Raw genomic sequence first — 8,770 nt, forward strand, 5'->3', positions numbered from 1 at the left:
GTGACCATATCAGAGCGTGATAAAAGAATTATCTGGCATCCTTTCACACAAGAAAAAACTGCTCCAGAAATTATAAGTATAAAAAGAGCATTGGGGAGTTATCTTTATGATGAAAAGGATAAAGCATATCTTGATTTGATCTCAAGTTGGTGGGTTAACATTCATGGGCATGCCCATCCTGAAATAGCAAAAAGTATTTATAAGCAAGCAAATACCTTAGAACATGTGATATTTGCAGGATTTACCCATGAACCTGCTGTTAATTTATGCGAGGATTTACAGAGCTTATTGCCGCCAGATTTATGCAAATTCTTTTTCTCTGATAATGGTTCAACCGCTGTTGAAGTAGCGCTGAAAATGGCCTATCAATATTGGCGCAATTTAGGAAGATACGAGAAAATAACTTTCTTAAGTTTTGATGGTGGGTATCATGGTGATACATTTGGTGCAATGTCCGTAGGGGCAAAATCTGGCTTTCATAATCAATTCAATGCATTATTTTTCAATGTCCTATCCGTACCCTATCCAGATACTTGGAATAATGATGATGAAGTAGAGTCAAAAGAACAAAAATCTATAAACGCATTGAAGCATTATTTGAATGATTATCATCACAAGATAGCAGCAATCATTCTTGAGCCGCTTATCCAAGGAGCAAGTGGTATGAGAGTTTGCAGGCCACAATTTATAAAAGAAGTTATTGACCTAGTGCGACAAAATAATATCCTCGTCATATTTGACGAAATAATGACGGGATTTGGACGAACAGGCAGTTATTTTGCATATCAGCAACTTGGTGTCATTCCCGATTTCTTATGTCTCTCTAAAGGCATTACAGGAGGATTTTTACCTTTAGCCTTAACGATTACAAATAATCAGATTTATGAGGCTTTTTTAGGAGATGATTTTAACACTGCCTTTGCTCATGGACACTCCTATACGGCAAACCCTTTGGCATGTAGTGCTGCAATTACTTCACTGCGTTTATTAAAAAGCTCTAAATGTCAAGATTTCATAAAAAACATCAATGAAATGCACAAAAAAGAAATAGAGTTATTAAAATTAGAATGTCCACGAGTGGAAAAAACCAGAGTTATTGGGACAATAGCTGCATTTGATCTCAAAAATTCAGCGCATTTGATGCCTTCTCTCAAGCAGCTTTTTTTTCAGGAAGGCATATTATTGAGACCTCTTGGCAACACAGTTTATTTATTGCCTCCGTACTGTATCACAAATGAGGAAGTAGAGCTGGTTTATAGTAAAATTATTAAGATCATCAACTCTTTATGAATCATCTTACGGTCAAAAATTCTTTCTGTTTAGTCAAGAAGTTGAGACATTTTACACTAAATCGACAAGTTTCATACGGTGCAGTTGGTGGCTTAAGAGAATAATTTTTTGAATGGTAGAGTTAAGAAATTAAGTCTTAGGATGAACTGTATATATTTTGATTTAAATTATTAATCATATGTTTGAGGATGACTTTACAGGATTTATAAATACCTCCAAATACGCCAAGGTAGCTAAATATTCAAATGATACGATGCTCTGGGATATTCAAGATTTCAAAAAGTGAGGAATCTTTATTCAAAATCCCAGCGGTGAACGCAGCAGCAGTTACAGGTTATCAGATCAAGAAAATTAACTCTTTTTTAGAGTTTACTCCGCACTTTTTGCAGCTTTTAAATCGCTTCTATTGCTAAGCGTTTTCTATCAGCTGTCTTGGTATACAGTGATGCCATGCTGTCTTCAGTCCAGCCAAAAATCGCTTTGAGTTGCGAAACTGTAGCCCCTGAATTTGCTGCTTTTCAGCCAAGGCGTACTGCGTCACCCCGCCGCAAACCAGTATAAAGAAGAATATCAATCCAGACCCGTTCATGTGTTCCAAGTGTTCAACGATGATAATATTTTTCGATGTCTTCTTCGAGCCATGGCACAAAACCCTCTGTATTCAAGGATTTTGGTGGTTTGATATTGAAAGCAGGATTTCTGTTCGATTAGAAAAATGACGCTTCTGTTTCTATGGATCCATGGCAAAAACATCGACTGCGGGAGTAAAAAGAATTATCTCATTGAGTCGTTCGTTTTTGAGAAAGAGGACTCTTTCATAAATTGCAATGAATCGAATAGATTTCATGAAAAGATTTCAAAGCATAATTTAAAGTAGCTTTTCAGTTTATGTTAAAATTTCCCAGCTGCTTTTGCTTTGCGTTCGTTCAAAAGCACAACGATTTCAACTTGTGGCGATCGTAAGAATTGATCAAAATGAGAGAGTTTTTATATGTTGCAAAAGATATGAATGATTTATTTCATGATTTGGAGAGCTAATGTTTGAAATAATTCGTTCAAATTGACTGAAGCAAGACATTAAAATTATTCAAAGGATTGCTACAAAAAATTCTGCAAATGTCTGATGATTTTAGAAAAATCATATGATTATAAAGAACTTATATATAATTCTATTTAGAAGCATAGGAAATTGTGTGTGATTATAAACACAAGTAAAATTGTTTTTCAACTTAATGTATCCAGAATATATGGCTGTATTATGGGGATGAAATTCGCAGTTATATATTGAATATGTCCAATTCAGCTCCAAAAGTATCTATTCTTCATATACATATTGTATATGGAAAGGTTTTCCAAAATATTTGATAGTTATCAGTAAAGATATAACGATGCGTATTACTACTCTTTTCATTATTAAGTCTCTTAATAATTATGAATTGTAAGGTTTTATAATACGAAGTGTAATCTTATGGTATCATTTATTTAAAAATATTTGTAGGTGCTCTTGCCATTTTGTTTATGCGCTTTATCTGAATGACCAGTAGATTTTGAATAGAGGTTGCGCTTTTTCATAATGGAGAGGTTGAATAAGTTGTATAGCGTTTTTTTGTTATGAACCTCTGATTGAGAAGGGTTCATAATCCGTTCAGAGCTCCAATATCTTTCTCGAAGATTTTAGGGTGATGCCACGATAGATTTCGGCGTCAATGGGGTGGCGTTTATTTTTTCATTCATTTTTGGGGTGCGCAAGCGTGGTTTTGCGAAAGGATTTCGCTTGCTTTGATGACGCTGGTTTTGAGCGTTTAGGATTTTTTTGAGGGTTATTATGAAAAAAATAAAAAAGGGAAATGATCTAAATTGCCGACATTCTTCTTATTATTTGCCTATGGTTAAAGCTGTTTCTCTGGGAGCAACCATGGCTGTACTGTTATCGAGTGTTTCTTCTGTTTCTGCTGAAAGCCTTGCTATAGCAGGAGCAAATATAATGAGCAACGCTAATTCTGTAGCTTATCCTCAAGGTAGTTACGGCAGTATTGTTTTTTCTGGAGTTGATGGTAATTGTGGTGCTGATGTCATTACTGATCGTGGCAGTCCAAATCTAGCTCATGCAGGAGATAAAATGACTGTACGGGAGCAGTATAAGAGATTTATTGAGAATAAAGGTTTTGGTCTTAATGAGGGAAAACACCCTTATGGCTTTAGTGATAAAAAGATTGATGCGGTAAGCGATGGTTTTTCTATGGGGATAGAGACAGGGGGTGTTCCTGATGCTCCGCCTAGCGCTTATGGTGTATTTTCTTTTGCGACGGGTTGTGGATCCTATGCTGGAGGAAATTATTCAACGGCATTTGGTGCAAATGCGACGACAAAAGGCGGTGGGGCTCAAGCCTTTGGTGTTTCTGCACTTGCAACTGGTCAGGCAAGTACAGCTATGGGCGTAGGCGCTGAGGCACGAGATAATTCTGCGGTTGCTATTGGTGGGCTTGCACAGGCGCTTGCTGTGCATACTGTTGCTTTAGGTGCTGAATCGAAAGCAAATTCTTTAAATTCTATTGCTATAGGTTATAAAGCTGAGAGCGGTTCGGATAATGGTGTTGCTATCGGTAAAGGTGCACAGGGGGCTGTTAACGATGGTGTTGCTTTGGGATCAGAGTCTGTGGCCAACATTAGAGCTGGTATTAAGGGATACGATCCAGATACTTATTATAATCTTAGTTTAGATGACAGCAATAAGCATATATGGACCAGTACGAGGGGTGCAGTTAGCGTCGGTGATGTTGCAAAAAAAATAACACGACAGATTGTCGGTGTGGCAGCGGGAAAAAATGATACAGATGCAGTGAATGTTGCACAGCTGAAATCGCTCAAGGGAGTGGTAGATCTTGGTTGGACAGTGTCTGTTAATACTTTATCGCAAGCGAATATTACACCAGAGTCGCAAGCGAATATTACACCAGGTCGCACAGTAAATTTTATAACCCGTGATGTTAATGCATTAGATACTGCTGGGAACATAAAGCTTACACTTATGCAACAAAATAGTAATAATAACGTGGATTTAAAATTGGAATTGAATGATCACATTATTGTTACCAGTGTTAAAACAGGAAATAGCACATTGAATGATAAGGGTTTAGTTATTAGTCGTGGCCCACGAGTAACTTCTGTAGGCATTGATGCTGGAAATCAAAAGATTACGAGTATAGCTGATGGAACGATTGCAGCTAACTCAAAAGATTCTATCAATGGTGGTCAGCTTCATACAATATTTACAAAGCTTGCAACAATTTTTGATGGTAATACAGAGTTCAGTGATGATAATTTTACTGGGCCAAATTATAATTTATCTAATATTGCAGCAGATGGTACAGAGGGAACAGATATCGTTCACAATAATGTTGGTGATGCCTTAACGGGGCTTAATGCAAATATTCGGAATGTGAATACTTACGCAAAATATGTGTTCGATGAATCTCGACAAAAAATCCAAGATCTTTCTGAAAAAGCTTTGTTATGGGACGATACCAGCGGGGCGTTTTCTGCGATGCATGGGCCAGGCAATAACAAAACCATGAGCAAAATTACATCTCTTGCGGCTGGTAATATTGCTAATGGTTCAACTGATGCTATCAATGGTGGTCAGATTAATAAAATAGCTGAAGATGTTGCTGCGGCTTTTGGTGGTGGTTCCGCGTTCGTGAATGGCGTTTTTACGGCACCAACGTATCATATGCCTTATATTTCTGCAGATGGTACTATAATTGGGACAGATGGTAAAATACAATTTGACGCATTCCAAGATGTGAGGACAGTCTTTAACAGAATTGATACTAATATTCGAAATGTGAATGAATACGCAAAATATATTGCCAGAGATGTTAAGGGAGACTTTGTAAGGCTTGAGCAAGATGCTTTGTTGTGGAACGATACTGAGAAGGCGTTTGTTGCAACTCATAAGAACCCTGGAGAAGCTACAACTGAAAATCGTAAAATTACATCTCTTGCGAATGGGAATATTGCTATTGCTTCAACTGATGCTATTACAGGTAGTCAGCTTTATATTCTGGGGACTAGTATTGCTACTTCTCTCGGTGGGGGTGCTGGTTATAATAATGGAGCTTGGACAAATCCTACTTTCATGATTGCTCAATTCAATGCTGATGGTATTGTGGATCAAAAGAAGAGCTATAGTAATATTGCTGAAGCTTTTGAAGGCGTTAACATTAGTATGACAACTATAAATCAGCGTATTGATATGGTCAAAGACCATGTAAATACAAATGCTTTAAATTGGAATTCACGGCAAAACGCTTATGATGCAACGCATGGTGATGAAGCCAGTAAGATTATTAATGTAGCCAATGGTACTGTTGCGAAAAATTCTAACGAAGTTGTTAATGGTGGTCAGCTTTGGCAGACGAACCAGAATATCAAAAAAGTTGAAAGCAAGGTTGATAATATGGGTAACCAGATTAAGGGCCTTGAAGGTAGGGTTGTGACTATTGAAAACACGATTCAAGATTTTAACAATGCGTCTGAAGGGTTTGTTAGCTATGATCAAGATGCTTATGGACGAAAGACCAATAAAATTACTTTAAAAGGTGGTGATGCAAGTCAGCCGGTAGTGATTGATAAGGTTGCTGATGGTAGCATTCAAACTGGTTCTAAAGAGGCGGTGAATGGTGGACAGCTACATGATTATACCAAGAATCAAATGGGAATTGTTCTCAATCAAGCGAAAGAGTATACGGATGAAAAATTAAAGAATATCTTTGCTATTCCGATTGATGATGCTGTTACTAAGGCCAAAAATTATACGGATATGAAGTTTAGCGCTTTAAGTTACCAGATTGAAGATACACGAAAAGAGGCAAAACAAGCAGCAGCTATTGGTTTGGCAGTATCTAATTTACGTTATGGTGATGTTCCTGGGAAGTTAAGTGTTGCATTTGGTGGCGGCTTATGGCGTGGTCAATCTGCAGTTGCTTTTGGTGCTGGTTATACATCTGAAAATGGAAATATTCGTTCCAACTTGTCCGTAACCAGTTCTGGAGGTCATTGGGGAGTGGGTGCGGGATTCAGTCTGATACTAAACTAATAATAAAAATATTTTTGTTATTTTTACTAGCCCTTGTCTTAATCAGACAGGGGTTAACATTTTTCTGCTTAAAGAAAAATATCTTATATTGATTGCATTTTAAAATACCAACAGTTTATAAATGCCTATCCTATAGGTTTCTTTAGCAATAAAATTTCCATAATTTAAATATCTTTTTGATAAGAATAGAGATTTTTATTTTTTCCTTGCTATTTTATTAATATGCTTTATAAACTTGAGAGTTGAGTATCGAGAAAGTGTATGTTTTAATTAAGAAAGGCATTTCACTTGAAATAAGTTAGTGATGTGCAAACAATGTGATATCTTTAATGGTTATACATCTTGTCTTTCTGTCATAGAGGCTTTAATCGAGAGAAGTGAAGCTTTGAGAAGTATAAATCTGATATCTTCTGTGGGATTAGAGTGTGAGTGATCCATTCTGCCTTTGAAGTATATTCCCGGTGCTTTATTGCGTCTATTTTTGTTTTAGAAAAACTATAAAAAAATACCTTATTCTCCAAAACAAGAGATTTCAAGATTTGTAATTCAACCTAAGCATCTCTTATTACAGCTTTGTTAAGTCAAAGATCTGTTTTTCTGTTGGTCATGACAATTTCAAACCTTTTCAAAAACTTCATCAGTCTCTTTACTATCAGTGTTAGAAGATTTTTTTTGTGTTGTAAGTGCGCTTTTTTAGTTTTTTTGTATTATTGGGGGATAATTTATGAAAAAATTATATTCAGCATCGGAAAAAAAATGTTTTACTCGTTGTCTTTCTCTTTATTTGTTGCCTTCCGTTAAAGCGGTTTTAGTAGGAACGGTTATGACGACGTTCTTATTGAGCGTTTTTCCTGTTTTGGCTTCTGATCCTGTTAATCCTGCCATAACAAAAGCGAATGGTACGGGTCCAAATTCTCCCGATTCAGATACTCCCAATATGCACGATACATATGGTAGTGGTAGTCACGGCAATGACAATCATTATAATATAGAACCTAGTGCAGGCCAAGCAGTCACTGCGGAAGAGCAACATGATAATTTAATCACCCGCGCAAGTCTTTCTGGCATTGATCCTTCTTCCTTTGTAGCAGAGGGTGTTGTTTATCCGAGTGATACTGTGAATAGTGGTTCAAGAATATTGAATGCTTCTTCAAGTGGAAATGTTTTGGACCCCTTAGGTGTGATGACGAGAGAGGGAAGAGATTTTCGTGGCAATGGAGACGAGTACCAGGCTGGTGGCGGTAATGCTGTTGGGGATAACGCAATTTCTATAGGACGTGAATCTCAAGCTTTGGGCAAAGATGCAATTGCCATAGGTATCCAAGCCAAAGCGCAAGGCGATCGTTCATTTGCTATCGGTTATCAGGCTAATACTGGATTAAATTTAATGTATGCTCGTTCCAGTATACATGATGGGATAAGTATAGGTGCAGGCAGTATATCTAGAGTTGATTCTGGGATTGCTTTGGGTAGCTATGCTGTAGCCGATCGTGCGAGCGGTGTTAAAGGTTACGTTCCTGGAAGTATTACTATATATTCGACTCTAGAGAATATGAGTGTATGGAAAAGTACGCTTGGCGCTCTCACTATTGGTGGTCAGGACCATAGTACTAAAAAGGTTCATTCACGACAGATTACAGGGGTGGCAGCTGGGAGTGAATTAACTGATGCAGTGAATGTTGCGCAGCTGAAAGAGTTAGAAAAATTAATAAGAAAAGGTGCCTCTGTTCCGCAAGAGTCAGGAACTAATAATCTTCTTATTCAGCAAGATCAAGAGTTGTATCGTATCACCATTGGTAGTAGCACGGAGGAAGCCGAAATAAATATTGCGAATAGTAAGAAGGAAAATAGAATTATCTCCGGTCTTAAAAATGGAAAGATCTCTGAGCAATCTACCGAGGCAGTTAATGGGGCTTTGCTCTATTCAATAGGTGATGATCTTGCTAAGTCTTTTGGCGGTAATGCAAAATATGATGATGGTACATGGATCGCTCCAACATTCAAAGTTTCACAGGTTGATGCGAATGGTACGATTAGTGCAGAGAAATATTATACCAATATTTCCGATGCTTTTAGCGGTGTTAATGAGTCTTTTGGCAAAGTTGGTATTGCCATTAAGGGAGTTAATAATAAAGTTACGCAAGTTGAGACTATAGCCGCGAAAGTTGAAGGTGAGGTTAAGGGTGTTCGCCGTGAAGTCAAGGTAATTGAGGACAAAGTTCAGGGTGTTGACAATAAAGTCACGCAAGTTGAGGATGAAATCAAGGATATTTTTCGAGGCTTTGTCGATACCACTGTACATATGACTATCCAAGAAGTTAAGCAAGATGCTTTATTGTGGGATAAGGATCGACAAGGCTTTGTTGCTGTTCATGGTTCAGC

The 8,770-nt window shown here is 37.4% G+C and carries 2 protein-coding genes and 2 pseudogenes; 3 read left to right on the top strand and 1 reads right to left on the bottom strand.

Features of this window, described 5'->3' with window-relative positions:
* Window positions 1–1,290, top strand: coding sequence for an adenosylmethionine--8-amino-7-oxononanoate transaminase (gene bioA, locus NPX98_RS06240; protein WP_269023287.1), 1,290 nt, complete (start codon window positions 1–3; stop codon window positions 1,288–1,290).
* A 392-nt stretch (window positions 1,291–1,682) separates the two neighbouring features.
* On the opposite strand, the pseudogene NPX98_RS06245 reads toward bioA, so the two are convergent.
* Window positions 1,683–1,994 (bottom strand): annotated as a pseudogene (locus tag NPX98_RS06245) (hypothetical protein); the annotation flags it as partial.
* A gap of 1,121 nt (window positions 1,995–3,115) precedes the next feature.
* Between NPX98_RS06245 and NPX98_RS06250 the strand changes: the two are divergent.
* Together NPX98_RS06250 and NPX98_RS06255 are read left to right on the top strand one after the other, a co-directional pair.
* Window positions 3,116–6,388: a Vomp family autotransporter gene (locus NPX98_RS06250; protein WP_269023288.1), complete on the top strand. Its 3,273-nt coding sequence runs from the start codon at window positions 3,116–3,118 to the stop codon at window positions 6,386–6,388.
* A gap of 724 nt (window positions 6,389–7,112) precedes the next feature.
* A pseudogene (locus tag NPX98_RS06255) lies at window positions 7,113–8,770 on the top strand (hypothetical protein); the annotation flags it as partial.

The sequence above is a fragment of the Bartonella sp. A05 genome, from assembly GCF_026930145.1.
Lineage (GTDB): Bacteria > Pseudomonadota > Alphaproteobacteria > Rhizobiales > Rhizobiaceae > Bartonella.

What these genes read in the sequence shown, in the direction of transcription:
- NPX98_RS06250 (WP_269023288.1), top strand. Translation starts at nt 3,116, where the DNA reads ATGAAAAAAATAAAAAAGGGAAATGATCTAAATTGCCGACATTCTTCT.